The 348-nt window shown below is 61.8% G+C and carries 1 protein-coding gene; it reads right to left on the reverse strand.

The genetic code is table 11. From position 1 onward, the window contains the following. On the reverse strand, window positions 1-348 hold a 348-nt coding region (locus tag Q7F16_RS30120; RefSeq protein ID WP_409557485.1), incomplete at both ends, for an immunoglobulin-like domain-containing protein.

Here is a 348-nt window from a genome sequence, read left to right on the forward strand (position 1 = left end):
TTGCCGTTGGCATCGGTCAGCGTGGCGGTGTAAGTGATGGTGCCGTTTTCGTTCACAGTCGGTGTCGCGGTCAAGGTCACCGTGGTGGTGTCGTTGACGTCGCTGACGATGGTGCTGACCGGCGCGGTGTTCGGTGCGATGGCTTCCAGGTTGCCGCCGGAGGCAGTACTGATGCTTTCGGTGACGGTGGTCGGACCTTGGTAAACATCGTTGCCAACCGCGACATCCAATACACCCGAGCTTGCGCCCGCGGCGATGGTGATGGTCTTGCCGCTGTCGAGCGTGACAGTGACCGGACCATTTTGCGCGGTGACTGGGTTGCCATTGGCATCGGTCAGCGTCGCGGTG

Source organism: Pseudomonas sp. Lb2C2 (assembly GCF_052112205.1).
Lineage (GTDB): Bacteria > Pseudomonadota > Gammaproteobacteria > Pseudomonadales > Pseudomonadaceae > Aquipseudomonas > Aquipseudomonas kilonensis.